Source organism: Massilia sp. LXY-5, from assembly GCF_059801075.1.
Genome location: NZ_JBNNEH010000002.1, coordinates 312,021 through 338,028 on the forward strand (window position 1 = coordinate 312,021; position 26,008 = coordinate 338,028).

The 26,008-nt window shown below is 65.0% G+C and carries 18 protein-coding genes; 14 read left to right on the plus strand and 4 right to left on the minus strand.

The window, feature by feature from the left end:
• Window positions 1-9 precede the first annotated feature (9 nt).
• From ACI48I_RS04890 to ACI48I_RS04920, 7 genes are all read left to right on the plus strand, one after another.
• Window positions 10-1,284 carry a glycosyltransferase gene (locus tag ACI48I_RS04890; protein ID WP_498573502.1) on the plus strand — a complete coding sequence of 425 codons (1,275 nt, stop codon included), beginning with the start codon at window positions 10-12 and terminating at the stop codon, window positions 1,282-1,284.
• A gap of 99 nt (window positions 1,285-1,383) precedes the next feature.
• Entirely contained in the window at window positions 1,384-3,960 is a 2,577-nt protein-coding gene (gene uvrA, locus ACI48I_RS04895) for an excinuclease ABC subunit UvrA (protein WP_498573503.1), read from the plus strand.
• A gap of 89 nt (window positions 3,961-4,049) precedes the next feature.
• On the plus strand, window positions 4,050-7,526 hold the full coding sequence (locus ACI48I_RS04900; protein ID WP_498573504.1) for a response regulator: 3,477 nt from the start codon (window positions 4,050-4,052) through the stop codon (window positions 7,524-7,526).
• Window positions 7,526-8,356 (plus strand): CheR family methyltransferase, encoded by an 831-nt coding sequence (locus ACI48I_RS04905; RefSeq protein WP_193684835.1) that lies wholly within the window; start codon window positions 7,526-7,528, stop codon window positions 8,354-8,356. The genes ACI48I_RS04900 and ACI48I_RS04905 overlap by 1 nt, the downstream gene beginning before the upstream one ends.
• The gene (locus ACI48I_RS04910) at window positions 8,353-8,961 is read left to right on the plus strand and encodes a chemotaxis protein CheB (protein ID WP_193684836.1); all 609 of its coding nucleotides are present in this window, start codon (window positions 8,353-8,355) and stop codon (window positions 8,959-8,961) included. The genes ACI48I_RS04905 and ACI48I_RS04910 overlap by 4 nt, the downstream gene beginning before the upstream one ends.
• Entirely contained in the window at window positions 8,958-10,172 is a 1,215-nt protein-coding gene (locus ACI48I_RS04915) for a hybrid sensor histidine kinase/response regulator (protein WP_498573505.1), read from the plus strand. Before ACI48I_RS04910 ends, ACI48I_RS04915 begins: the two co-directional genes overlap by 4 nt.
• 27 nt (window positions 10,173-10,199) lie before the next feature.
• Window positions 10,200-12,707 (plus strand): PAS domain-containing hybrid sensor histidine kinase/response regulator, encoded by a 2,508-nt coding sequence (locus ACI48I_RS04920; protein WP_498573506.1) that lies wholly within the window; start codon window positions 10,200-10,202, stop codon window positions 12,705-12,707.
• Between the two features lie 18 nt (window positions 12,708-12,725).
• On the opposite strand, the gene ACI48I_RS04925 is transcribed toward ACI48I_RS04920, so the two are convergent.
• Window positions 12,726-13,154, minus strand: a complete 429-nt coding sequence (locus tag ACI48I_RS04925; protein WP_227496385.1) for a response regulator — start codon at window positions 13,152-13,154, stop codon at window positions 12,726-12,728.
• A 295-nt stretch (window positions 13,155-13,449) separates the two neighbouring features.
• On the opposite strand from ACI48I_RS04925, the gene ahpC reads away from it, so the two are divergent.
• The 5 genes from ahpC (at window position 13,450) to ACI48I_RS04950 (ending at window position 20,651) form a co-directional block, all read left to right on the plus strand.
• On the plus strand, window positions 13,450-14,013 hold the full coding sequence (gene ahpC, locus ACI48I_RS04930) for an alkyl hydroperoxide reductase subunit C (RefSeq protein ID WP_193684839.1): 564 nt from the start codon (window positions 13,450-13,452) through the stop codon (window positions 14,011-14,013).
• An 81-nt stretch (window positions 14,014-14,094) separates the two neighbouring features.
• Window positions 14,095-15,684, plus strand: coding sequence for an alkyl hydroperoxide reductase subunit F (ahpF, locus tag ACI48I_RS04935; RefSeq protein ID WP_193684840.1), 1,590 nt, complete (start codon window positions 14,095-14,097; stop codon window positions 15,682-15,684).
• Between the two features lie 551 nt (window positions 15,685-16,235).
• Complete coding sequence (locus ACI48I_RS04940; protein ID WP_498573507.1) at window positions 16,236-17,942, plus strand: RecQ family ATP-dependent DNA helicase; 1,707 nt, start codon at window positions 16,236-16,238, stop codon at window positions 17,940-17,942.
• A 17-nt stretch (window positions 17,943-17,959) separates the two neighbouring features.
• Window positions 17,960-19,018: a ligase-associated DNA damage response exonuclease gene (locus tag ACI48I_RS04945; RefSeq protein WP_193684842.1), complete on the plus strand. Its 1,059-nt coding sequence runs from the start codon at window positions 17,960-17,962 to the stop codon at window positions 19,016-19,018.
• Complete coding sequence (locus tag ACI48I_RS04950; RefSeq protein WP_498573508.1) at window positions 19,011-20,651, plus strand: ATP-dependent DNA ligase; 1,641 nt, start codon at window positions 19,011-19,013, stop codon at window positions 20,649-20,651. The genes ACI48I_RS04945 and ACI48I_RS04950 overlap by 8 nt, the downstream gene beginning before the upstream one ends.
• A gap of 3 nt (window positions 20,652-20,654) precedes the next feature.
• Here ACI48I_RS04950 and ACI48I_RS04955 read toward each other — a convergent pair whose 3' ends face one another.
• From ACI48I_RS04955 to ACI48I_RS04965, 3 genes are all read right to left on the minus strand, one after another.
• Window positions 20,655-21,731: a GGDEF domain-containing protein gene (locus ACI48I_RS04955; RefSeq protein ID WP_498573509.1), complete on the minus strand. Its 1,077-nt coding sequence runs from the start codon at window positions 21,729-21,731 to the stop codon at window positions 20,655-20,657.
• Window positions 21,728-22,090 carry a hypothetical protein gene (locus ACI48I_RS04960; protein ID WP_498573510.1) on the minus strand — a complete coding sequence of 121 codons (363 nt, stop codon included), beginning with the start codon at window positions 22,088-22,090 and terminating at the stop codon, window positions 21,728-21,730. The genes ACI48I_RS04955 and ACI48I_RS04960 overlap by 4 nt, the downstream gene beginning before the upstream one ends.
• 106 nt (window positions 22,091-22,196) lie before the next feature.
• Window positions 22,197-22,442, minus strand: a complete 246-nt coding sequence (locus ACI48I_RS04965) for a hypothetical protein (protein WP_498573511.1) — start codon at window positions 22,440-22,442, stop codon at window positions 22,197-22,199.
• A gap of 353 nt (window positions 22,443-22,795) precedes the next feature.
• On the opposite strand from ACI48I_RS04965, the gene ACI48I_RS04970 reads away from it, so the two are divergent.
• Window positions 22,796-25,276, plus strand: a complete 2,481-nt coding sequence (locus tag ACI48I_RS04970) for a ligase-associated DNA damage response DEXH box helicase (protein ID WP_498573512.1) — start codon at window positions 22,796-22,798, stop codon at window positions 25,274-25,276.
• Window positions 25,273-25,947: a ligase-associated DNA damage response endonuclease PdeM gene (gene pdeM, locus ACI48I_RS04975; protein ID WP_498573513.1), complete on the plus strand. Its 675-nt coding sequence runs from the start codon at window positions 25,273-25,275 to the stop codon at window positions 25,945-25,947. The genes ACI48I_RS04970 and pdeM overlap by 4 nt, the downstream gene beginning before the upstream one ends.
• Window positions 25,948-26,008 lie beyond the last annotated feature (61 nt).

Consider the following 26,008-nt stretch of genomic DNA (forward strand, 5'->3'; position numbering starts at 1 on the left):
GGCTGAGCCATGGAGGTGGAACGCAAGCCGCTCCACGTCGTGCTGGTCACGATCGGCTCGGCGGGCGACCTGTTTCCCTTCCTGCGCATCGGGCTGGCGCTGCGCGACGCGGGCCACCGCGTCAGCTTCCTTGGCCCGGTCCAGCACGAACCCTTCGTACACGCCGCGGAGCTGCCCTTCCACGGTTTGCCGGCCGACCCGGCCGTGCTCGACCATCCCGACCTGTGGCATCCGACCCGGGGATTCAGCGTCGTCTGGGAGGCGACGCGGCCGGCGATGGCCGCCGTGCCGGCCTTCATGGCGGCGCTGCCGGCCGACGCCCATTACGTCATGCTGGTTCATCCGCTGGCCTTGCCGGAAGCCGACCTGTGCCGCGCGGCGCGTCCCGAACTGCGCATCGCCGCCGCCTTCCTGGCGCCATCGAATTTACCGACCGTCCACGATCCGCTGATGTTGGGACCCTGGCGCGTGCCGCGCTGGGTGCCGCACGGGGTGCGCCGGCGCCTGTGGCGTTCGCTTGCCGCGCGCTTCGTCGATCCGGTGGCCTTGCCCGACCTGAACGCCGCGCGCAGGCGCGCCGGGCTGGTACCGGTAAGATCCCTGATCGATACGGTTACCTCGATCGCCGACCTGTCGATCGCCCTGTTCCCCACATGGTTCGCGCCGACGCCGCCCGATTGGCCGCGCCCGCTCGTAAGGTCCGGATTTCCCTTGTTCGACCCGAATCCGCAGGCGGCGCTGTCGAGCGAACTGCAGCATTTCCTCGGGCAGGGCGGGCGTCCGCTGGTCTTTACTCCCGGTACCGGCAACCGCCAGGCGCGGGCGTATTTCGAGCACGCCATCGAAGCGGCGCGCCTGCTGGGCGAGCGGGCCGTCATCCTGACACCGCACCGCGACCAGCTGCCCGCCGAGCTGCCGCATCACGTGCTATGGCAGGAATACGTGCCGCTGCGCGCGCTGTTGCCGCGAGTGGCGGTGCTGGTCCATCACGGCGGCATCGGCACCACGGCCGAGGCCCTGCACGCCGGCACGGCCCAGCTGGTGGTGCCGCTCGCGCACGACCAGTTCGACAACGGCGTGCGGGTCGAAGCGCTCGGCGTCGGGCTGTCGCTGCCGGCCACGCGGCTGAATACGCGGCGCCTGGTGGCGGGGCTGGAGGCGCTGCTCGACGACGATGGCTTGCATGGGCGCTGCCGGGCGGTGGCAGGCAATTTCGGCGGCGATGCAGGGGTAGGGGAGGTGGTAAAAGCGCTCGAAGAAATGGTGCATACGACGTATCGATGATATAGACGTAGGGTGGCAACGCCGCCTCGGTGTGTCACCGCACCGTCAGCCTCTCCTGAGCACGATTAAATGAAGGCATCAACAGGACGGAACACGACGATGCGACGCAAAGCGGACGGGAACGTGACTGCAGGCAAGGAAACAGGCACGCCAACAGGAGGCCAGGGCCGCCCCGGCTATGTGCGTGTGCGCGGCGCGCGCGAGCACAACCTGAAAAACGTCAGCCTCGACATCCCGCGCGACGCGCTGGTCGTGTTCACGGGCGTGTCCGGCTCGGGCAAGTCTTCGCTCGCCTTCGGCACCCTGTACGCGGAAGCGCAGCGGCGCTACCTGGAATCGGTCTCGCCCTATGCGCGCCGCCTGTTCCACCAGATGCCGGTGCCGGAAGTCGACGAGATCGACGGCCTGCCGCCGGCGGTCGCCCTGCAGCAGCAGCGCGGCTCGCCCACCACGCGCTCCTCGGTCGGCAGCGTGAGCACCTTGTCGAACTCCCTGCGCATGCTGTATTCGCGCGCCGGCGACTATCCGCCCGGCCAGGAACTGCTGTATGCCGAATCGTTTTCCCCGAATACCCCGGAAGGCGCCTGCCCGCAGTGCTCGGGCCTGGGCCGCGTGTATGAAGTGACCGAACAGTCGATGGTGCCGGACGATACGCTCACCATCCGTGAGCGCGCGGTGGCGGCCTGGCCGCCCGCCTGGCACGGCCAGAACCTGCGCGACATCCTGGTAACGATGGGCTACGACGTCGACACGCCCTGGCGCGACTTGCCGAAAAAGGACCGCGACTGGATTTTATATACCGACGAGACGCCGACCGTGCCCGTCTACGCCGGCCTGACGCCGGCGGAAACCAAGGTCGCCCTGAAGCGCAAGGAAACGCCGAGCTACCAGGGCACCTTCACGGGCGCGCGGCGCTATGTGCTGCAGACCTTCGCCACGACGGAGAGCGCCTCGATGAAAAAACGCGTGGCGCGCTACATGGTCAGCACCGAGTGCCCGCTCTGCCGCGGCAAGCGCCTGCGCCAGGAAGCGCTGTCCGTCACCTTCGGCGGCGTGGATATCGCCGACATCTCGCGCATGCCGCTGGCGCGCTTGCACGCCATGCTGCAGCCCTATGCGAGCGGCAAGGGCATCGCGGACAAGCGCCGCGCCAGACTGCACCCCGAGCAGCTGATCGTCACCCAGCGCATCGCCGAAGACCTGGTCGCGCGCCTCGACGTGCTGCTGGCGCTGGGCCTCGGTTATCTCGCGCTCGAACGCAGCACGCCGACGCTCTCGCCCGGCGAACTCCAGCGCCTGCGCCTGGCGACCCAGGTGCGCTCGAACCTGTTCGGCGTCGTGTATGTGCTGGACGAACCCTCGGCCGGCCTGCACCCGGCCGATACCGAAGCCCTGCTCACCGCGCTCGACCAGTTGAAAGCCTCGGGCAATTCCTTGTTCGTGGTCGAGCACGCGCTGGACGTGATCCGCTGCGCCGACTGGATCGTCGACGTCGGCCCGGCCGCCGGAGAAAAGGGCGGCGAGGTGCTCTACAGCGGCGCGCCCGAGGGCCTGAAACAGGTCGAGGCGTCGCAGACCCGGCGCTACCTGTTCGACGAGGCGCCCCTGCAGGCACGCGAACGGCGCGAGCCCGCCGGCTGGCTGCGCCTGGAAGGCGTCACCCGCAACAACCTGAACAAGCTGAAAGTCCAGTTCCCGCTCGGCGTGCTGACCGCCGTCTGCGGCGTGTCCGGCTCCGGCAAGTCGAGCCTGGTCAGCCAGGTACTGGTCGACCTGGTCGCGCGCGAGCTGGGGCAGGGCACGACGGCGCTCGAGATGGAGGAAACCGACGACCTCGAACAGGAAGCCGCGCTGCCCCTGGAGGGACATATCGTCGGCGGCATGGAATCGATCCGGCGCATGGTGCGGGTCGACCAGAAGCCGATCGGACGCACGCCGCGCTCGAACCTCGCCACCTATACCGGCCTGTTCGACCAGGTGCGCAAACTGTTCGCCACGACGAAAATGGCGAAAGCGCGCCGGTATGACGCCGGCCGCTTTTCCTTCAACGTCGCCAAGGGCCGCTGCGAGAACTGCGCCGGGGAGGGTTCCGTCATGGTCGAGCTGCTGTTCCTGCCGAGCGTGTACGCGCCATGCCCGGTCTGCGAGGGCGCGCGCTACAACGCCCAGACGCTGGAAGTGAAGTACAAGGACAGGAACATCGCCGAGGTGCTCGGCATGACGGTCGATGCCGCCGCCGAATTTTTTAAAGGCGAAGCCCTCGTCGAGCGTTCGCTGGAAGTCCTGCGCGAAGTCGGCCTCGGTTACCTGCGCCTGGGCCAGCCGGCGACCGAGCTGTCCGGTGGCGAGGCCCAGCGCATCAAGCTGGCGACCGAACTCCAGCGCACCGGCCGCGGCAATACTTTATATGTGCTGGACGAGCCGACCACCGGCCTGCACCCGTCCGACGTCGACCGCCTGGTCCTGCAGCTCGAGCGGCTGGTCGATGCCGGCAACACGGTCGTCGTGGTCGAACACACGATGCGCGTGGTTGCCGCCTGCGACTGGGTGATCGACATCGGCCCGGGCGCTGGCGACGAAGGCGGCACGGTGGTGGCGGCCGGTCCGCCGGAAACCGTGGCGGGCGCTGCGAAAAGCCGTACCGCGCCCTATTTACGGCCCTGTCTGCCCTCCTAGATAGTCGCGGGGCAGCGCACGGTTGAACCGCCGGATTAGTGTCATTTGCGTTACACTTAAGAACTTTTTTCTTAAAATAAACGCAAGACATGACCGGCACCTCGCTCGATAACACCCAGTTCCGCCGCATACTGGCGCGCAATGTCGCTCTCCCGCTCGGCCTGTCCGTGCTGAGCGCCATCGTTTTCGTGGCCGTCATTGCTTATCTGGTGAGCGTCCTGAACTGGGTCGAACATTCCCAGGAAGTCATCGGCAAGGCCAACGAGGTGAATAAACTCGTCTCCGACATGGAAGCGGGCTTGCGCGGCTACGCGATCACCGGCGACGAAAGTTTCCTGGCGCCTTATACGGTGGCCAAGCCGAAGGTCGATGTCGAGATGGACGGCTTGCTGCGCCTGGTCGGCGACAACCGGGCCCAGGCCGACCGCCTGCAGCGCGTGCTTGGCGCCCACGCCGAGTGGCTCAAGTTTGCCAACGAGATCATCGACAAGCGCCGCGCCAGCCAGGACGTGGTGCAGTCGATCATGAGCGGCCGCGGCAAGAGCCTGACCGACGACATGCGCAGCCAGTTCGCCGCCTTCGTCAACAACGAAAACGCGCTGCTGGTGACGCGCGGCCAGGATGCGCGCGCGACCATCGCCTGGTCGGTCGGCTCCTTCCTGCTGTTTACGCTGATCGTCGGCGGCCTGCTGGCCGGCTTCGGCCGGCGCGAACTGGTGCGCCTGTCGAGCACCTACGACGAGGTGCTCAAGCACGAGAACGAACACAATGCCGAATTGCGCCACCTGAGCTGGCTGCGCAGCGGCCAGACCGAACTGGCCGCGAAAAGCATCGGCCTGAATTCCCTGGAAGCCCTGGCCGACGCCGTGCTGCATCATGTGGTGCGCTACCTCGGCGGCTCGGTGGCGGCCATGTATTTCCGTAACGAAGACGGCGTGCTGCGCCGCATCGGCGCCTATGGCTTCTCGAACGAGGACGAACGCGCGAAAATCATCGAGCCTGGCAGCTCGCTGGCTAGCCAGGCCGCCAACGAAAACCGCCTGGTGCGCGTCAAGGAACTGCCGGAAGATTACATCAAGGTCGCCTCGAGCCTGGGCGAAACGGCGCCGCGCGAAATCGTGATCGCGCCCTTCAACAACTTCGGCAAAGTCAAAGGCGTGATCGAGATCGGCTTCCTGCACCCGGTGCGCGAGCGCGACATCGAATTCCTGAAGCTGGTCGGCGACGCCGTCGGCGCCTCGGTCGGCGCGGTGGTCTACCGCCAGCGCCTGCAGGATGCGCTGTCGGAAAGCCAGGCCCTGAACGAGGAACTGCAGGTGCAGCAGGAAGAACTGCGCACGGCAAACGAGGAACTCGAAGAACAGTCGCGCGCGCTGGAAGAGTCGCAGAGCAGCCTGGAAAACCAGCAGGCCGAACTGGAGCAGACCAACGACCAGCTGGCCGAGCAGGCGCTGAACCTGGACATGAAGAACGCGGCCCTGACCGAAGCCCAGGAACAGCTGCGCGCACGCGCACTCGACCTGGAGCGTGCCAGCCGCTACAAATCCGAATTCCTGGCGAACATGTCGCACGAACTGCGCACGCCGCTGAACAGCTCGCTGATCCTGGCGAAGCTGCTGGCGGACAATGTGCCGGGCAACCTGAACGAGGAGCAGGTACGTTTTGCCCAGACGATTTATTCGGCCGGTAACGACCTGCTGCACCTGATCAACGACATCCTCGACATCTCCAAGGTCGAGGCCGGCAAACTCGAACTGCTGCCGGAAGACCTGCCGATCCGCCGCACCGTCGAGGGCCTGGGCCGCACCTTCGAACCGCTGGCCAAGCAGAAGGCCCTGCGCTTCTCCGTCACGGTCGAGCCGAACGTGCCGCCGACCCTGCACACCGACCGCCAGCGCCTGGAACAGGTATTGAAGAACCTGCTGTCGAACGCCGTGAAGTTTACCGAGCAGGGCGAAGTCAGCATGACGGTCAGCGCGACAAGCGAGGGCTGGATCCAGTTCACGGTCGTCGATTCCGGCATCGGCATCGCGCAAGACCAGCACGAACGCATCTTCGAGGCCTTCCACCAGGCCGATGGCACGGCCAACCGCCGTTTCGGCGGCACCGGTCTCGGCCTGTCGATCTCGCGCGACCTGACGGGCCTGCTGGGCGGCACCCTGGTCGTCTCCAGCACGCCTGGGCAGGGCAGCACCTTTACCCTGAGCATGCCGCGCAACGGCATGGTCTCGGCCGCACCGCCGGCCCCGCGCGCGGCAGCGCCGGCGCCGCGTCCGGCGCGTCCGCTGCCGCCGCCTGCGCCGGAACCGGTGGAGGCCGTCGAGGAAGCGCCGGCCAGGGCGTCCTTCCCCGACGACCGCGCGAAGCCGGCGCAGGGAACCCGCACCGTGCTCGTGATCGAGGATGAACCCGACTTCGCGCGCATCCTGTTCGACCTGGCGCACGACCTCGACTACCGCTGCCTGGTGGGGCTCACCGCGGGAGAAGGCCTGGAACTGGCCGCCAGCGAAAGCCCGGACGCGATCCTGCTCGACATCCGCCTGCCGGACAGCTCGGGCCTGTCGGTGCTGCAGCAGCTGAAGGACAACCCGGCCACGCGCCACATCCCGGTCCACGTCGTCTCGAGCATGGAAAACGGCGGCGAAGCCCTGCATCTGGGCGCGATCGGCTACGCCCTGAAACCGACCAGCCGCGAACAGCTCGAAGCCGTGTTCCGCAAGCTGCAGGAAAAGAGTTCGCAACAGATCAAGCGCGTGCTGCTGGTCGAGGACGACGAGCGCCAGCGCGACAGCGTGGTGCAGCTGATCGCCGACGAGGACGTCAGGATCGACGCCGTCGGTTCGGGCGAAGAAGCGCTGGCCCTGTTGCGCAGCGAGATTTTCGATTGCATGATCATCGACCTGAAGCTGCCGGACATGCAGGGCAAGGAGTTGCTCGAGAACATGTCGCACGAAGACCTGGTGTCCTTCCCGCCGGTCATCGTCTACACGGGCCGCAACCTGACGCGCGACGAAGAAGCCGAACTGATGAAGTATTCGCGCTCGATCATCATCAAGGGCGCACGCTCGCCCGAGCGCCTGCTTGACGAGGTGACGCTGTTCCTGCATAAAGTGGAATCGCAGCTGTCGACCGAGCGCCAGCACATGCTCAAAACCGTGCGTGGCCGCGACCGCGTGTTCGAAGGCCGCACCATCCTGCTGGTCGACGACGACGTGCGCAATGTGTTCGCCCTGACGGCGGCGCTCGAACAGCGCGGCGCGAATGTCGAAGTCGGCAGGAACGGCTTCGAAGCGCTGGCCAAACTGGACGAAGTGCCGGGCGTCGACCTGGTGCTGATGGACATCATGATGCCGGGCATGGACGGCCTGGAAGCGACGCGCCGCATCCGCGCCGACGGCCGCTTCAACCGGCTGCCGATCATCGCGATCACGGCGAAAGCGATGAAGGACGATCAGGAACAGTGCCTGGCCGCCGGCGCCAACGACTACCTGGCGAAACCGATCGACCTGGGCCGCCTGTATTCGCTGCTGCGGGTATGGATGCCGACGATGGAGCGAATCGCCTGATGAAGCACCCTCCGGACGACATCGACATCGAATTGCGGATGCTGGTCGAGGCGGTCTACCTGAAGTACAACTACGACTTCCGCGACTACACCGGCGCTTCGCAGAAGCGGCGGGTGCTGGTCGCCCTGCGCGAGATGGAGTGCGCGACCGTCTCCGAACTGCAGGCGAAAGTGCTGCACCAGCCGGAAGCGTTTGCGCGGCTGCTGCAATACCTGACCATTCCCGTCACCGAAATGTTCCGCGACCCGGAATACCACGCGGCGCTGCGCAGCCAGGTCGTGCCGCACCTGTCGACCTACCCGTCGCTGAAACTGTGGGTGGCCGGCTGCTCGACGGGCGAGGAAGTGTATTCGCTGGCGATCCTGCTGCACGAGGAAGGCCTGCTCGAGCGCAGCATCATCTACGCGACCGACATCAATCCGGAATCGCTGGAGGCGGCGCGGCGCGGCGTGTTTCCGCTCGACCGCATGCGCCTGTACACCGAGAACTACCAGAAGGCGGGCGGCAAGCGCGCGTTTTCGGACTATTACACGGCGGCCTATGGCGGGGCGCTGTTCGAGCGGTACCTGGTGGAGAACGTGACCTTCGCCGACCACAGCCTGGCGACCGACACCGTGTTCTCGGAGACGCATTTCATCAGCTGCCGCAACGTGATGATCTACTTTAACCGGCGCCTGCAGAACCGCGTGCTGGGACTGTTCCACGATTCGCTCTGCCACCGCGGCTTCATGGCGCTGGGCAGCAAGGAAAGCATCGACTTTTCGACCTACGCCAACCGCTTCGAATCCGTGGCGCGGCGCGAACGCATCTTCCGCAAGGCGGGGCAATGACGGCGACCCGGGAAGCCGTCGGCGCTGCGCTTGCCGGCCGCAGGATCGAGGCCGTCGTGATCGGCGCCTCGGCAGGCGGCGTGGACGCACTGGTCGAGCTGCTGCCGGCGCTGCCGCCCGACTTCGGCCCGGCCACGGTCTGCATCCTGCATGTGCCGGCCGACCGCGAAAGCCGCCTGGCCGAGCTGTTCGCGGCGCGCCTGGCGCTGCCGGTGCGCGAAGCGGTCGATAAAGCGCCGGTGGAGCCGGGCACTGTCTATTTTGCCGGCGCGGGGTACCATCTGTCGATCGAACAGGATCGCGTTTTTTCCCTCAGCTGCGAGCCGCCGGTGCATTATGCACGTCCGGCCATCGATGTGCTGATGGAGTCGGCCGCCGACGCCTATGGGGCGGCTTTGGCCGGCATACTGCTTACCGGCGCCAACATCGACGGCGCCGAGGGCATGCAGAGGATCAGGCAGCGCGGCGGCCTGACCATCGTCCAGGACCCGGCGGGCGCGCAGGCCTCGGCCATGCCGGAAGGGGCCATCCGGCTGTGCGCCCCGCACCTGGTCCTGCCGCTGTCCGAGATCCGGGCATTGCTGCCACAGCTGGAGACAACATGAGCCTACAAGAACCAAGCAAATTACTCATCGTCGACGACCTTCCCGACAACCTGCGCGCCCTCGACGCCCTGATCCGCGACGAGCAGCGGCTCGTGTTCCATGCCCATTCCGGCGACGAAGCGCTCGCGCTCCTGCTCGAACACGAGTTCGCCCTCGCCATCCTCGACGTCCAGATGCCGGGCATGGACGGCTTCGAATTGGCCGAGCTGATGCGCGGCACCGAGCGCACCCGCAACATCCCGATCGTCTTCGTCTCGGCCGCCGGGCGCGAACTGAACTACGCCTTCAAGGGTTACGAGACCGGCGCGGTCGACTTTCTCTACAAGCCGCTCGACCCGGACGCGGTGCGCGGCAAGGTCAACGTGTTCGTCGCGCTCGACCAGCAGCGGCGCGAGACGCGGCGCCAGATGGATGCGCTGGAAAAGAGCCGGCGCGAGCAGGAAGTCCTGCTGCAGGAGCTGAATGCGACCCAGGCCGAGCTGCAGCGCTCGCTGCGCATGCGCGACGATTTCATGTCCCTCGTCGCCCACGAGCTGCGCACGCCCCTGAACACGCTGTTTTTAGAGACCCAGATGCGCACGCTGCACCTCAAACGCGGCAATCTGCAGGCCTTTTCCGGCGAACAGATGGGCGCCATGATCAAGCGCGACGAGCGCCAGATCAAGGCCATGATCCGCCTGATCGACGACATGCTCGACGTTACCCGCATGCGCAACGGCACGCTGTCGGTGCGCCCGGCCCAGGTTGAACTGATGGGCATGCTCGAGCGCGTGGTGAGCGACCTGTCGCTGCAGGCCGCCGCCAGCGGCTGCGCGATCAGCCTCACGCCGCACCCGCCGGTCACCGGTTGCTGGGACGAGTTCCGCATCGAGCAGGTGGTGGTGAACCTGTTGACGAATGCGCTGCGCTACGGCGGCGGCTGCAATGTCGAGGTGCGGGTCGAAGTCGAGGGCAAGTGCGCCCGCATCGACGTCATCGACAAGGGGAAAGGAATTTCGCCGGAAGACGTCGAGCGCATCTTCCAGCCCTTCGAACGCGGTGCCCGCAATGGCGAGCCCAAAGGCCTGGGCCTGGGCCTGTACATTTCGCGCCAGCTGGCGACGGCGCACGGGGGCGAACTGAGCGTGACCAGTACGCCGGGGCAGGGCTCGACCTTCAGCCTGGCGCTGCCTTGCGACGTACTGGTTCCGTGCGCGGCGGTGTCCGCCTGAGCTGGCGACACCGGACGCTTGCCTGCCATGCCCATGGAACCGACCTTCGATCCGGCATCCCGCTACCCGCTGGATTTCAGCGCATTGTTCGACGCTGCGCCATCGCCCTACCTGGTGCTGTCGCACGACCTGCATATCGTTTCGGTCAATCAGGCGTACCTGAACGCGACCAGTACGCGGCGCGAGGATATCGTCGGCCGCGGCATGTTCGAGGTGTTTCCGGATAACCCCGACGATGCATCTGCAAGCGGCGTGGCCAATCTGCATGCCTCGCTGCAGCGCGCCTTGTCCACCGGGCGCCCCGACACGATGGCGATCCAGAAATACGACATACGGATTCCAACTGCGGATGGGATCCGTTTCGAGGAGCGCTTCTGGAGTCCGGTGAATACGCCGGTACTGAATGCCGAAGGCACCGTCACGCACATCATCCATCGCGTGGAAGACGTGACCGAGTTTGTCAGGACGAAGGACCATACGGCCCGGATGGCGTCGACCATCGACGACCAGGCGATCGAGATCGAAATTGCAAACAGGCGGCTGCGCGAAGCGAACGAGACGCTCGAGCAACGGGTGGCCACGCGCACCGAAGCACAACGGCAGACGGAAGAAAAACTGCGTGCCAGCGAACTTCGCTTCCGCCTGATGGCCGACTCGATTCCGCAAATCGTCTGGATCATCGACGACAGCGGCCGCGGCGTGTACTTCAACAAGCAGTGGTCCGCGTATACCGGTGTCGACCTGGACCCGACCTCGCCCTACGAAGTCTCGGAAAAATTCGTGCATCCCGACGATCACGCAGCCACGATGCAGGCATGGGAAGCTGCCCGCAAGAGTGGGGGGCATTTCAGCGTCGAGCACCGGATCCGGTCCGCCGCCGGCTGCTATCGCTGGTTCCTCGTGCGCGCGGAGTCCTGGCGCGACCCTCAGTCGGGGCAGATCCTGATGTGGTTCGGCACCTCCACCGACGTCCATGACCGGAAGATGGCCGAGGCTGCGCTCGGCGCGCGCGAAGAACAGCTGCGGCTTGCCATCGATGCCGCCGACGTCGGCGAATGGGATGTCGATGTGGTGAGCCAGACCATGTACTGGCCGCGGCGGGTAAAAGCCATGTTCGGCATATCGCCCGACCGTCCTGTCGTGCTGGCGGATTTTTATGAGGGCGTGCATCCCGAGGACCGGGAACACACCTTTGCCTCATTCGAGGCGGCCGCCAATCCGCAGCTGCGCCTCCAGTACGCCGCCGAATACCGGACGGTCGGCAAGGAAGACGGGCGCATACGCTGGGTCGCCGCCAAAGGCCGGGGTCTTTTCAACGACGCGGGAGAATGCGTACGCGTCATCGGCACGGCCATCGATATTACCGAACGCAAGGCGAACGACGAGGCCTTGCGCGAAAGCGAAGACCGCCTGCGCCAGGCCGACCGCCGGAAGGACGAGTTCCTCGCCATGCTGGCCCATGAATTGCGCAATCCCCTTGCGCCCATCAGCGCGGCCGCCGAACTGCTGCAAACGGGCCGGCTGGACGAGGAACGCGTGCAGCGCACCAGCCGGATCATCGGCCGCCAGGTCAGGCACATGACAGGGCTGGTGGACGACCTGCTGGACGTGTCGCGCGTGACCCGTGGCCTGGTGGAGCTCGAGAAGCTGCCGGTGGACGTCAACCACGTCATTGCCGACGCCGTGGAGCAGGTCACGCCGGCGATCCGGGCACGCCGCCATCAGCTGGAACTGCGCCTGACGCCGCACGCGACACTGGTGCAGGGAGACAGCAAACGGCTGGTGCAGGTGCTGGCCAACCTCCTCAACAACGCCGCCAAGTACACGCATGAAGGCGGCAACATCCGGGTGCGCACCGATGTGCGCGATGCGCATGTCCTCATCGAAGTATCGGATGACGGCATCGGCATGGCGCCGGAACTGGTGGCGCGCGCCTTCGACCTGTTCGCGCAGGCCGAGCGCTCGCCGGATCGCTCCTCGGGCGGGCTGGGCCTTGGGCTGGCGCTGGTGCGCAGCCTGGTCGAGCTGCATCACGGCACGGCGCGCTGCGAAAGCGCAGGGCTCGGCCAGGGCAGCACTTTTACCATCTGCCTGCCGCGCCTGCCGGCAGGGGAGGACAGTGACGCGGCCCATGCATCCGCCGGCGGCGATTCAGCCACGCAGGCGGGCGGCCTGCGCATCCTGGTCGTGGACGACAACGCGGATGCCGCGGCGCTGCTGGCCATGCTGCTGGAAGCATCGGGGCACCAGGTAACGGTGGAACACGATGCGCGCCTGGCGCTGGCACGGGCGAAGAAGGAAGCGTTCCAGGTCTGCCTGCTCGATATCGGCTTGCCTGAAATGGATGGCAACGAGCTGGCGCGGCGCTTGCGCACCTGCCCGGGAACCGCCGCATCGGTCATGGTCGCGGTGACCGGTTATGGACAGGAAAAGGATCGCGAACAGACGGCGGCGGCCGGGTTCGACCATCACCTCGTCAAGCCGATCGATACAGGCGTGCTCGCTTCGATACTGGCGACGGTGCCGCCTGCCTGAGCCGGATCGGGCGTCCAGTCAACACTTGCCGCCCGCTATGTCGAGCAGTTCGACGATGTTTGCAGGCTTGGTGAGATGCATGTCGAAGCCGGCGGCACGCGCCTTGTTGCGCGACGCTTCATCGCCCCATGCCGTCAGCGCGACCAGCATGACCTTGCTCAGCGTAGCATCGGCACGGACTGCCTGCGCTACCTGGTAACCATCCATCAGCGGCATGCCGATGTCGAGGAAAATCAGGTCCGGACGGTTGGCGCGCGCAAGGGCCAGGCCTTCCGGGCCGCCGTAGGCGACCTGCACCTGCAAGCCATACATCTGCAAAATCTGTGCAGTCATATCGGCGGCATCCGCGTTGTCATCGACGACAAGAATCTTTTTTTCGCTCGCTTGCATGCTCGCCTTGCCGCAGTAATAAAAATTCACTTGCTGAATCTGTTCAGCTTGCGTCAATTGTCACATCGATTGCGGGTTTTGTCACAAAATATGTGGCACGAAACACATGGCCCTGACATAAGCCGGTAAAACAGGCAAACGGGCCCGCGGTTGCAAAGACCGCGCCTTTCACGCACACTGACGGGCCTCTTGCGAGATTGACAGCCTTGCCTGCCTGACATGGCAGGCGGTGCTTCCTCCTCGCGATAGTAGAAATCAATCGATCTTATCTGATCAATTAATTTTACAAGCGATCGCAAGCGCTTTACACTTGCATTCATCAACTTTGATTCACAACACAACAGGAGCTTCCATGTCCCTTATCAATACCGAGATCAAGCCATTCAAAGCAACCGCTTACCACGCAGGCAAGTTCATCGACCTGACCGAAGAGCAGTTCAAAGGCACCTGGTCCGTCCTGATGTTCTACCCGGCCGACTTCACCTTCGTCTGCCCGACCGAACTGGAAGACCTGGCTGATTTCCAGCCTGAATTCGAAAAACTGGGCGTCAAGGTCTACGGCGTGTCGACCGACAGCCACTTCGCCCACAAGGCATGGCACGACACCTCGGACGCGATCAAGAAGGTCAACTACCCGCTGATCGGCGACCCGACCGGCGCCCTGGCACGCAACTTCCAGGTCATGATCGAAGAAGAAGGCATGGCGCTGCGCGGCACCTTCGTCATCAATCCAGAAGGCCAGATCAAGATCATGGAAGTGCACGACAACGGCATCGGCCGCGACGCGTCGGAACTGATGCGCAAAGTCAAGGCTGCCCAGTACGTCGCTTCGCACCCAGGCGAAGTCTGCCCGGCCAAGTGGACCGAAGGCGCTGAAACCCTGACCCCGTCCCTCGACCTGGTCGGCAAGATCTAAGTAGTCAGTAGTCAGTAGTACCGGGATGCCGGGCAGGGAAGACCGCCGGCATCCATTCTTCACCGAATACAAGGAAAAACCATGCTCGAAGCAACCCTCAAGAAGCAGTTACAAGCCTATTTGGAAAAAGTGGTGCAGCCGATTGAGATCGTTGCATCGCTGGACGCGTCGCCGAAAGCGCGCGAAATGGAAGAACTGCTCAAGGAAATCACTTCCCTGAGCGCCAAGATTTCTTACCGCGAAGACGGCAATGCGACGCGCAAGCCATCTTTCGCCATCAACCGTGTCGGCACCGACATCGGCATCGAATTCGCCGCGATCCCGCTGGGCCATGAGTTCACCTCGCTGGTGCTGGCCCTGCTGCAAGTGGGCGGCCACCCGATCAAGTTCGACGAGGCCGTGATCGAACAGATTAAAAATCTCGACGGCGACTATGTCTTCGAAGCCTTTATTTCGCTGTCCTGCCATAACTGCCCGGAAGTGGTGCAGTCGCTGAACTCGATGTCGATCATTAATCCGCGCATCAAGGTCACGACCATCGACGGCGGCCTGTTCAAGGATGAAGTCGAGTCGCGCCAGATCCTGGCCGTGCCGATGATGTTCCTGAACGGCGAGCATTTCGGCCAGGGCCGCATGAGCGCCGAGGAAATCCTCGCCAAGCTCGACACCGGCGCCGGCAAGCGCAAAGCTGCTGAACTGAGCAAGAAAGAAGCTTTCGACGTGCTGATCGTCGGCGGCGGTCCTGCCGGCGCGGCCGCGGCGATCTACGCCGCCCGCAAAGGCATTCGTACCGGCGTCGTTGCCGACCGCTTCGGCGGCCAGGTACTCGATACCCTGGCGATCGAGAACTTTGTCTCGGTCAAGGAAACCGAGGGTCCGAAGTTCGCGGTGTCGCTCGAAGAACACGTCAAGCACTACGACGTCGACATCATGAATTTGCAGCGTGCTTCGAAGCTCGAAAAGAGCGGCCAGCTGTTCGAAGTGACGACCGAAGACGGGGCCGTGCTGAAATCGAAATCGGTCATTCTCTCGACCGGTGCCCGCTGGCGCGAAATCAACGTGCCGGGCGAAAAAGAGTACAAGAACCACGGCGTGGCCTACTGCCCGCACTGCGACGGCCCGCTGTTCAAGGGCAAGCGCGTGTCGGTGATCGGCGGCGGTAACTCGGGCGTCGAAGCGGCGATCGACCTGGCCGGTATCGTCGAGCACGTGACGCTGATCGAATTCGGCAACGAACTGCGCGCCGATGCGGTCCTGCAGCGCAAACTGTACAGCCTGAAGAACGTGGATGTGATCAAGGGTGCGCAGACGACCGAAGTCCTGGGCGACGGCAAGAAAGTCACCGGCCTGGTCTACAAGGACCGCGCCAGCGGCGAGCTCCATACCGTGGAACTGGCGGGTGTGTTCGTGCAGATCGGTCTGATTCCGAATGCCGAATGGCTGAAAGGGACGCTCGAGCTGACGCCGCATGGGGAGATCGAAGTGGACGCACGCGGTGAAACCTCGATCCCGGGCGTGTTCGCGGCCGGCGACGTGACCACGGTGCCGTTCAAGCAGATCGTGATTGCGGTGGGCGAGGGCGCCAAGGCCTCGCTGGCAGCCTTCGATTACCTGATGCGTTTGCCGACGGAAGAGACGGACGCGGTGGATATGGAAGCCAAGGCCGCCTGAGTTCCCGCAGCCGACGTAAAAACGCCATCCCGATGCGAGTCGGGATGGCGTTTTCATTTGGATAACTGCCGGTACGCACGCTGTACCGGTCTATAACTGGTTGCCTGGTGCTTGCTTGCTTGCCGCTATCGTGCGCCAGATGCGGCAATGTTTTGCGACAATTGATTTCAGCCAGACATCAGTCGGCCGATCCTGCCGCACCTTACAAGAAATCAGTGGAACATCAGCACGGCTGCGCTCTGCAGGGTGTTCGTTTCATATACCAGCCAGGCTGCGGCGCCGGCGAGGGCAAGTTGGAGTGCGGTCAGGGTAGTTGGGATCGAGCGCATCATGATGGGTTCTCCGGGTTTCGTCTGTGTGTTTTCGCTTGGTATGGTGCCATTCTGAGGCCGGGCGATGTTGCGCGGCATCGGCGGGGAATCCGCCGTTCTGTAGGAATCGACCTTGCGACCCTGTCTCAGCAAGGGGAAGGTCCCCAGAGAGCCGCTCCTACGCGGCCTTTGGCTCGCGTCCTATAGCCGTGCTCGCGCGTGCGATTTAAAGTCGGCTCCATGACCCGACACGACCCCCAACTCCTGCATAACGGCCTGCTCGCAGTGCGCCGCCATTCCATCAAAAAACTGCTCCGTTCCGTGTTCGGCATCGAACGCCTGCGCGACGGCCAGCAACGCGTCATCGACAGCGTCCTCGACGGCAAGGACACGCTGGCGATCATGCCTACCGGCGGCGGCAAGTCGCTGTGCTACCAGATCCCGGCCCACCTGTTAACAGGATTGACAGTGGTCGTCTCGCCCCTGATCTCGCTGATGAAGGACCAGCTGGGTAAGCTCGAGGAGCTGGGCGTGCGTGCCTGCCAGGTCAACAGCAGCCTGAACGCCGAGGAAGAACATGCGGCGCTCGACGCGATTGCGAAGGGCCAGTGCGAGATCGTCTTCTGTACCCCGGAGCGCCTGGCCTCGCCGGAATTCCTGGAAGTGCTGAAACAAACGACGGTGGCCCTGGTCGCGATCGACGAAGCCCATTGCATTTCCCAATGGGGGCACGATTTCCGCCCGGCCTATATCGAGATGGCGGCCGCAATTGCCGCGCTCGGACATCCGACCGTGCTGGCGCTCACCGCCACCGCCACCGACGAGGTGATGGAAGACATCGGCCGCCAGCTGAACCGGCCGCGCATGAAGGTCATCAATACCGGTATCTACCGGCCCAACCTGCACTACAGCGTGGTGCAGGTGACCAATCCCGACCAGAAGTTTGCCGAGGCGCGGCGCCTGGTGGCGCAAACCGAAGGCGTCGGCATCGTCTACGCGGCGACCGTCAAGGCGGCCGAGGAAATGCACCGCATCCTGGAAGAAGCCGGCGAATCGGTGACGATCTACCACGGCAAGCTGCCCAGCGCCGAGCGCAAAGCCAACCAGGACCTGTTCATGAACGACGAGCGGCGCATCATGGTCGCGACCAATGCCTTCGGCATGGGCATCGACAAGAGCGACACGCGTTTCGTGATCCACCTGCAGATTCCGGCCAACCTGGAGTCCTATTACCAGGAATCGGGACGGGCCGGGCGCGACGGCAAGGATGCGCAGTGCACGCTGCTCTTCCTGCAGGACGACAAGCGCCTGCAGCAATTCTTCCTGGTGAAGCATTACCCGGACGCCGCCGAGATCCGTTCGGTCTACGATGCCGCCTGCGAACTGGCGGAAGATGGCCCGGTCACGACCGAGCGCATCGAGGAAAAGCTCGGCGACCTGAACGAAGCGAAGATCAAGGTCTGCCTCAAGTTATTGAAAGATGGCAAGTTCGTGCGCCAGAATCGCAAGCTCGAGTTCGTCATCACGGCGAACGAGCCGAAGGCGGTGAATTTCGAACAGCTGGCCGAGGTCTATGTACAGAAACAGGACCACGACCGCGAGTCGCTGGAAAAAATGGTGGGGTATGCGGTGAGCGGCTTCTGCCGCTGGAAGCTGATGCTCGACTATTTCGGGGACGAGGTCGAGGGCTTCGAAAAGTGCTGCCGCTGCGACAACTGCAAGAATCCCCCCGCGCTGGCGCTGGAAGACATCGAGATCCGCGACGACGAGTTCGACCATACCCCCGAGCCGGAACCGGCCGGCCCGCATTTCGAAGCGGGCATGCGCGTCAAAGTGCCGAAGTACGGGGAGGGCGTGGTGGTATCGGTGGCGGGAGACCAGATCGGTATCGACTTCCCGGACGGCGAGCACAAATCGTTTATGGCAGACTTCGTGGAACCGGTTTGATTCCAATAAAGGACCGCATGGCAGATATGGTGGTTGTGCGCAAGGAGGGACTGTATTGCGTCCCTGGCGGGTTCTATATCGACCCCTGGCGGCCGGTCGAGCGCGCCGTGATCACGCACGCACACGGCGACCACGCGCGCTACGGCCATGGCAAGTACCTCACCGCCGCCAGCGGCGTCCACGTGCTGCGCTCGCGCCTGGGCGACATCCAGGTCGACGGGCTTCAATATGGCGAGACCGTGGTCCACAACGGCGTCACGGTCTCGCTGCACCCGGCCGGCCACGTGCTGGGCTCGGCCCAGGTGCGCATGGAATACCAGGGCGAAGTCTGGGTGGCGTCGGGCGACTACAAGATCGAGCCGGACAAAACCTGCGCGCCCTTCGAGCCCGTGCGCTGCGACACCTTCATTACCGAATCGACCTTCGGCCTGCCGATCTACCGCTGGGAACCGGAGCAGTCCATTTTCGACGACATCAACCGCTGGTGGAAAAAGAATGCCGACGAGGGGCGCCCCAGCGTGATCTTCGGCTATTCCTTCGGCAAGGCCCAGCGCATCCTGTCCGGGCTCGATCCGTCCATTGGGCCGATCGTTTGCCATGGCGCGGTCGAGCCGCTCAACCGCGTGTACCGCGAAGGCGGCGTCATGCTGCCGCCGACCCTGATGGTGAGCGATGTCGACAAGGCGGCACTCAAGCAATCCATTATCGTCGCGCCGCCGTCCGCCTCCGGTTCGCCCTGGATGAAGCGCTTCGGCGACTACAGCGATGCCTTTGCCAGCGGCTGGATGCAGCTGCGCGGCGCGCGCCGCCGGCGCGGCGTCGACCGCGGCTTCGTGCTCTCGGATCATGCCGACTGGCCGGGCCTGATGAGCGCCATCGCCGCCACCGGCGCCCAGCGCATCATCGTCACGCACGGCTCGATTCCGGTGATGGTGAAATGGCTCTGCCAGCAAGGGCTGGACGCGGCCGGCTTCGACACCGAATACGGCGACGACGATGACGATGTCGGCATCGCCCCGCAACCGGCCACGGAGGCGGAGCAGGCGGTGGAGAAGCAGGAGACAAACGATGCGTGAATTCGCCGCACTGTTCGCCGAACTCGACGAGACCACCGCCACCAACCGCAAGCTCGAAGCCCTGCAGCAGTATTTCTCGACCGCCGCGCCCGAAAACGCCGCCTGGGCCGTGTACTTCCTGGCCGGCGGCAAGCCGAAACAGGCGGTGCCGACCAAGCTGCTGCGCCAGTTCGCGATCGAATACGCGGTGCTCGACGAGTGGCTGTTCGAGGAGTCATACCAAGCCGTCGGCGACCTGGCCGAAACCATCGCCCACATCCTGCCGCCGCCGGAAAAACGCAGCGACGTGGGACTCGCGGAATGGATGACGGAACGGATCGGGCCCCTGCGCGGCGCCGATCCCGCCGTCATCCGCGAAGCCCTGTTCAGCTACTGGAACGAGCTGAACACCCCCGAGCGCTTCCTGTTCTGCAAACTGATCGGCGGCGGCTTCCGGGTGGGCGTCTCGAAACTGCTGGTCACGCGGGCGCTGGCCGCGATCGCAGCCGTCGACAGCAAACTGATCGCCCAGCGCCTGATGGGCTGGACCGACGGCAGCGTGCGCCCGACGGCCGCCAAGTTCCTGCAACTGATCGCGGCGCAATCGGATGAGGAACACAAGCTGCGCGGAGGCCAACCTTACCCCTTCTTCCTCGCGCATCAGTTGCAGGGTGACCCGGCCGCGCTCGGCGAGCTGACCGATTGGCAGGTCGAGTGGAAATACGACGGCATCCGCGCCCAGCTGGTGCGGCGCGGCGCGCTCAATTACCTGTGGTCGCGCGGCGAAGACCTGATCAGCGAACGCTTCCCGGAACTGTGCAGCCTGCGCCTGGCCGAAGGGACCGTGGTCGATGGCGAGGTGCTGGTCTGGGATCATGCGAACGATGTGCCGGCCCCGTTCGCGGAACTGCAGCGCCGCATCGGGCGTAAAACCTTGTCCGCCAAGCTGCTGGCCGAGCTGCCGGCGGTGCTGGTCTGCTACGATTTATTGGAACTCGACGGCGTCGACCTGCGCGCGCTGCCCCAGCACGAGCGGCGGGCGCTGCTGGAAACGCAGGTGGCCGCCTGTGACCAGCCGCAGCTGAAGATTTCGCCGCTGATTCATGCCGAGAGCTGGGAAGCGCTGGCGACCCTGCGCGCGGAGTCGCGCAACCGCGGCGTCGAGGGCATGATGGTCAAGGCGAAAAGCGCCCAGTACGGCGTGGGACGGACGAAGGATGTCGGCACCTGGTGGAAGTGGAAGGTCGACCCGTATTCGATCGACGCGGTGCTGATCTATGCCCAGGCCGGGCATGGGCGGCGCGCTTCGCTGTATACCGACTATACCTTCGCCGTCTGGGACGACGACGAAGGGCATGGCGAGCGCCGCCTGGTGCCCTTTGCGAAAGCCTATTCCGGCCTGACGGACGCCGAGATCGCCCAGGTCGACAATGCGATCCGCAAGACGACCATCGAGAAATTCGGCCCGGTGCGTTCGGTGAAGCCGACCATGGTGTTCGAGATCGGCTTCGAGGGCATTGCGCTGTCCTCGCGCCACAAGGCGGGGATCGCCGTGCGCTTCCCGCGCATCCTGCGCCGGCGCGACGATAAGACCGTCGAGGATGCCGATACCCTCGATACCCTGAAAGGCCTGCTGGCCGCCGCGGGCGCCTGAACGCTACTTAAGTAGTCTGCTGCGCTTGTGGGCATACATCCGCTCGTCCGCCCGCAGCAGGTAGTCCGACAGCGTCTCGTCGCTGGCGGGATCGCACTGCACGATCCCGGCGCTCAGCGACAGGACGTACGGCCGTTCCTGCGTCAGGTTGAAGGCGTCGAGGTTGGCCTGGATGCGCTCGAGGACGACGCCGGGCTGTTCGTCATCGAGGGTATAGGCGACGAATTCGTCGCCGCCCAGGCGCGAGACCACGTCGGCCTGCCGGAACGACTGGCGAAACACGAAGGCCGCGTCGCGGATCGCGGCATCGCCGCGGTCATGGCCGAGTTCGTCGTTGACGCGTTTCAGGCCATCGATGTCGGCAAAGATGACGGCGCTTTTCGCGCGCCGGCGCCGCGACACCTTGTGCAGGTGTTCGGCCTGGACGAAGAAACCGCGCCGGTTGTACAAGCCGGTCAGCACGTCGGTAAGGGACAGCGTGTTCAGGGCGACCGCCACGTCGTCGCGCCGCGCCAGTTCCGCGGCGTGCGAGGCCGAGGTCGTTGCCATCTGTCGGCGCTGGTGATCCACCAGCCGTTCCAGCGAGCTGCGCGCCTCGATCTTGCCCAGTGCGGCGGCGCCCAGTTCCAGAAGGGCGACGATGGTGCTTTCGTAGCGCTCCAGCTCGGCGCTGGCAAGGTCGCGGTTCCAGCTGGCGACGAGGATGGCGACGGCGGCGTAGGCCGGTATCGCGAGGGCGAGGGTGCGCAGCCCGACGCGCTGGCACTGTTGTGGTGCGGGCGGGGCTCTCCTGGCGCCGGCATCGATGTCGGGCAACAGGAGCATGCCGGTTTCAAAGAGCGGATGATCCTTGCCGGCCGCCCGGACGCGCCCCTGGTTGTCGAACTCGACGATATCGAGTCCGCCCGCGCGCAGCAGGAGCAGGCTCGCATCCGGCTGGATGAGTTCGGACAGCGCCTGCCCGATCAGCCCGAGCGAGACGCCGGCTTCATCGGTCTGCAGCAGTTCGCGCGACAGCGTCAGCAGCCTGCGCAGTTGTGCCGCATCGAGCTGGTGCGCGTGGCCGGACTGCGCCTTCATCTTTCATGGTCCCGTGCCGTTGCCTGGGCGCCGGCACCGAGCCCCGGCTGGCGCTGCGCGTAGGCCACGGCCGCATCGAGCAGTTCGTAGCGATACGGACCGTAGCGGTAGTAGCCCTGCTCGTACGCGATGCCGTGGGCCGTCATCCGCAACTGGTCCTGGGCGGTCGGGCCGGTCCATTGGCGCCAGTGGACCGGCGCCGCTTCTTCGCGGATACCGGGGCGGCCGGCCTCCACGCTTGCATAACGGAATGCGTCGTCGAGGTGGTCGTAGGTGAATTGGCGATAGTGCCAGGCGCGGCCATCGAAGGAAACGCCGAGCGCCGACGCGGCGGGCGGCAGTGCGTTGAGAGTGTCCATGATGTCCTCGCAGCAGAGCGGTAACACTGAGCAGTAACACAGAGGAAAGCGCTTCCTCCTCCCTTGCATCGATGACCATCCGGGCCGCCGGCGCAGCCGCGCCACGCTAATCGCGCCTGGTACCAGAGGATGAGGGGACGATGGCTTCCGAAATCAATTGCTCTGCACTAGTAGCGCGCCGTGCGCAGGGGCGGTCGAGCACGCGTTCGATGACGCCTTGCGGAACATGGTTGATGCGCATGTAATTCTGCGCCAGGAACCGATTCCGTACTGCCAGAATATTAATGCCGCGCGTCACCACCTTTGCGGTATCGATATCGCTTCGTTTTTGACGTTCGCTCATTTCCTTCATCTCGTCCAGGGCAGTGATCGCCTTATCAGGTCGTGCGATCTGCCGATTGACGATACACCCGTGCCGCGACTTCGCCTAACACTTTTCGCGCCGCCTTCGCCTGCCGCAGGCAAGCGGCGGCCCCGGCCGGGCGCGGTTGCTGGCCCCGGCAGGGCGCGGTTGCTGGCGCCGGTTGGCGCCGGCCTTTGCTAGACTTGGCAGGCGCAAGACAGGCCGGTGCTGCCCGCAAGGCGCTCCGTTTCGATCCAGCTTAACGACGAGGCATGCATATTGAACTGCGATGAATCCGGCAATATCCCGCTCTTGCTGCGGCTGCTGTGCTGCCGTGCCCCCGGCAAGACGGATGTGGGTGCATGAGCGGGCCGACGGCGGCGATCGTCAAGGACTGGTTCGCGTCGCGCGGCTGGAAGGCCTTCCCGTTCCAGAAGGAGGTGTGGAAGGCGGCGCTCGCGGGCCAGTCCGGGCTGCTGCATGCGAATACGGGCGCCGGTAAAACCTATGCCGTGTGGCTGGCCGCGCTGCAGCGTGGGGCCTTGGGTCAAGGCCGCAAGGGTGGACCACCGCGCGGCCTGCGCGTGCTGTGGATCACGCCGATGCGCGCGCTCGCGGCCGATACCCAGCGCGCGCTGGAGGAGTCGGCTGCAGTGCTGGCGCCCGAGTGGACGGTCGGCGCGCGCACCGGCGACACCGGCTCGGCCGAGCGTGCGCGCCAGTCGCGCAAGTGGCCGACCAGCCTGATCACCACACCGGAAAGCCTCTCGCTGCTGCTGAGCCACGCGGCGGCGGAGGAACAGTTCAGGCACCTCGACATGATCATCATCGACGAGTGGCACGAACTGATGGGCAGCAAGCGCGGGGTGCAGGTGCAGCTGGCGCTGGCGCGGCTGCGGCACTGGCGGCCGGAACTGGTCATCTGGGGCGTGTCGGCGACGATGGGCGACCTCGACCTGGCGCGGCGGGTGTTGCTGGGAGACAAGGAGGGAGGCAATGAGGGCGTGCTGGTCGAAGGCGACACGAAAAAACAGATCGTCGTCGATTCGCTGATCCCGAAGGACGTCTCGCGTTTCCCCTGGGGCGGGCACCTGGGCCTGCAGATGCTCAAGCCCGTGATCGACGAGATCGAGCATTACGATGCGACCCTCGTGTTTACCAATACCCGCTCGCAGTCGGAGATCTGGTACCAGAACATCCTCGAAGCGCGGCCCGACTGGGCCGGCGTGATCGCGCTGCACCACGGTTCGCTGGCGCGCGAGGTGCGCGACTGGGTCGAGATGGGCCTGAAAAAAGGAGAACTGAAGGCGGTGATCTGTACCGCCAGCCTCGACCTGGGCGTGGATTTTCTGCCGGTCGAGCGCGTGCTGCAGATCGGCAGCGCCAAGGGCATCGCGCGCCTGCTGCAGCGCGCCGGGCGCAGCGGCCACGCGCCGGGGCGGGTCTCGCGCGTGACCCTGGTGCCGACCAACAGCATGGAAATCCTGGAAGCGGCCGGCGCCAAAGTCGCGGTGGCCGCGCGCAAGATCGAAGGGCGGTATGTGCCCAACAAGCCTTTCGACGTGCTGGTGCAGCACATGGTGACGGTGGCCCTCGGCGGCGGTTTCCGCTCGGAGCAGTTTTATCAGGAGGTGCGGCAGGCCTGGTCCTACCGTCACCTGACCGAGGAAGAATGGCAATGGGCCCTCGATTTCGTCGCGCGCGGCGGCCAGAGCCTGACCGTGTATCCGGAATACCGGCGCGTGCTGCCGGACGAGGAGGGCGTCTATCGCGTGCCCGATACCGCGATCGGCAGGCGCCACCGGATGGGCATCGGCACCATCGTCTCGGACGCCACCATCCAGATCAAGTACATGAGCGGCGGCCGGATCGGCAGCATGGAAGAGTCGTTCATTTCGCGCCTGAAGCAGGGCGACCATTTCCTGTTCGGCGGGCGCATCCTCGAATTCGTCCGCTTGCACGAGATGACGGCATTCGTGAAACGCGCCACGGGAAGTCGCGGCGCCATTGCGCGCTGGATGGGCGCGAAGATGCCGATGTCGTCGGAACTCGCCCACGCCGCGCTCGAGCAGCTGCGCCAGGCGGCCGCAGGGCGCTTCGAGGGGCCGGAAATGCAGGCGATCAAGCCGCTATTGGAAATCCAGGAAAAATGGTCGGCCCTGCCGACGCTCGACACCCTGGTACTGGAATCGATGAAGAGCCGCGAAGGTTATCACCTGTTCGTCTATCCGTTCGCGGGACGTTCGGTGCACATGGGACTGGCTTCGCTGTTCGCCTACCGCATCGGGCGGCGCCAGCCGATCACCTTTTCGATTGCGGTCAACGATTACGGCTTCGAGCTGATGGCGCCGGAGCCGGTCGACTGGGAGCGGGAATTCGCGGGCGCAACCGGGCGCGAGGTGGGCTTGTTCGACACCGAGCACCTGCTGGAAGACGTGCTCGACAGCCTGAATGCGACGCAATTGTCGCAGCAGCGCTTCCGCGAAGTGGCGCGCATTGCCGGACTGGTGTTCCAGGGCTATCCGGGCCAGCCGAAATCGAACCGGCAGGTGCAGGCTTCGTCTTCGCTGTTCTTCGAGGTCTTCCGCAAGCATGACGCCGGCAACCTGCTGCTGACGCAGGCCCAGCGCGAGGTGCTGGAGCAGGAACTGGAATTGACCCGCCTGCGTGACACGCTGGCCGAACTCCATGCGCGTAAAGTAGCGTATCGTGTCGTGAAACGCGCGACGCCCTTCGGTTTTGCGCTGATGGTCGAGCGCTTCCGCGAAAAGGTCAGTACCGAGAAGCTGAACGATCGCGTGGCGCGCATGTTGCGTGAACTGGAGAAAGCTGCTTCTGTATGACGAGTTCGGTTGTTGAAGTTGCGGGTGAGCGCTTGCTGCTCTTGCCCGAAAAGGCCGTTTACTGGCCTGCGCAGGACATGTTGATCATTGCCGATATCCATTTCGGCAAGGCCGCTTCCTTCCGCGCACAAGGCATCCCGGTGCCGCGCGGCACCACCACTGAAAACCTGATGGCCCTCGACGCCCTGATCGATGCCCATGGCGCGCGCCACGTCGTCTTTCTCGGCGACTTCCTGCATGCGCGCGCCGCCCATGCATCGAGCACCCAGCAGGCGATGCTAGCCTGGCGCCGGCGGCGGCACGCTCTGCGCCTGACCCTGGTGCGCGGCAACCACGACAAGCATGCGGGCGACCCGGCAGCGGCGCTCGGCATCGAACTGGTCGACGAACCGCATGCGGTCGGGCCGTTCGCGTTCTGCCACCATCCGGACCTCGATCTCGGCCTGGGCAGCGGCAGCGGCAGTGGATGCTATGCGCTGGCCGGCCACGTGCACCCGGCCTGGGTGCTGGCGACCCGCTTCGATGCGCTGCGCCTGCCGTGCTTCGTCGTCGGCACCGAGCGGATGATCCTGCCGTCCTTCGGTTCGTTTACGGGCGGCCACGTCGTCACGCGTGAACCCGGCGACGCGATTTTCGTCACCTCAGGCGAGGCCGTGCACAGCGTTCGTTAGCGCACTGTTTTCTCATGGGCATTGGCGTACCGTGTATGTACGACCGAATAGTCTGACCCAT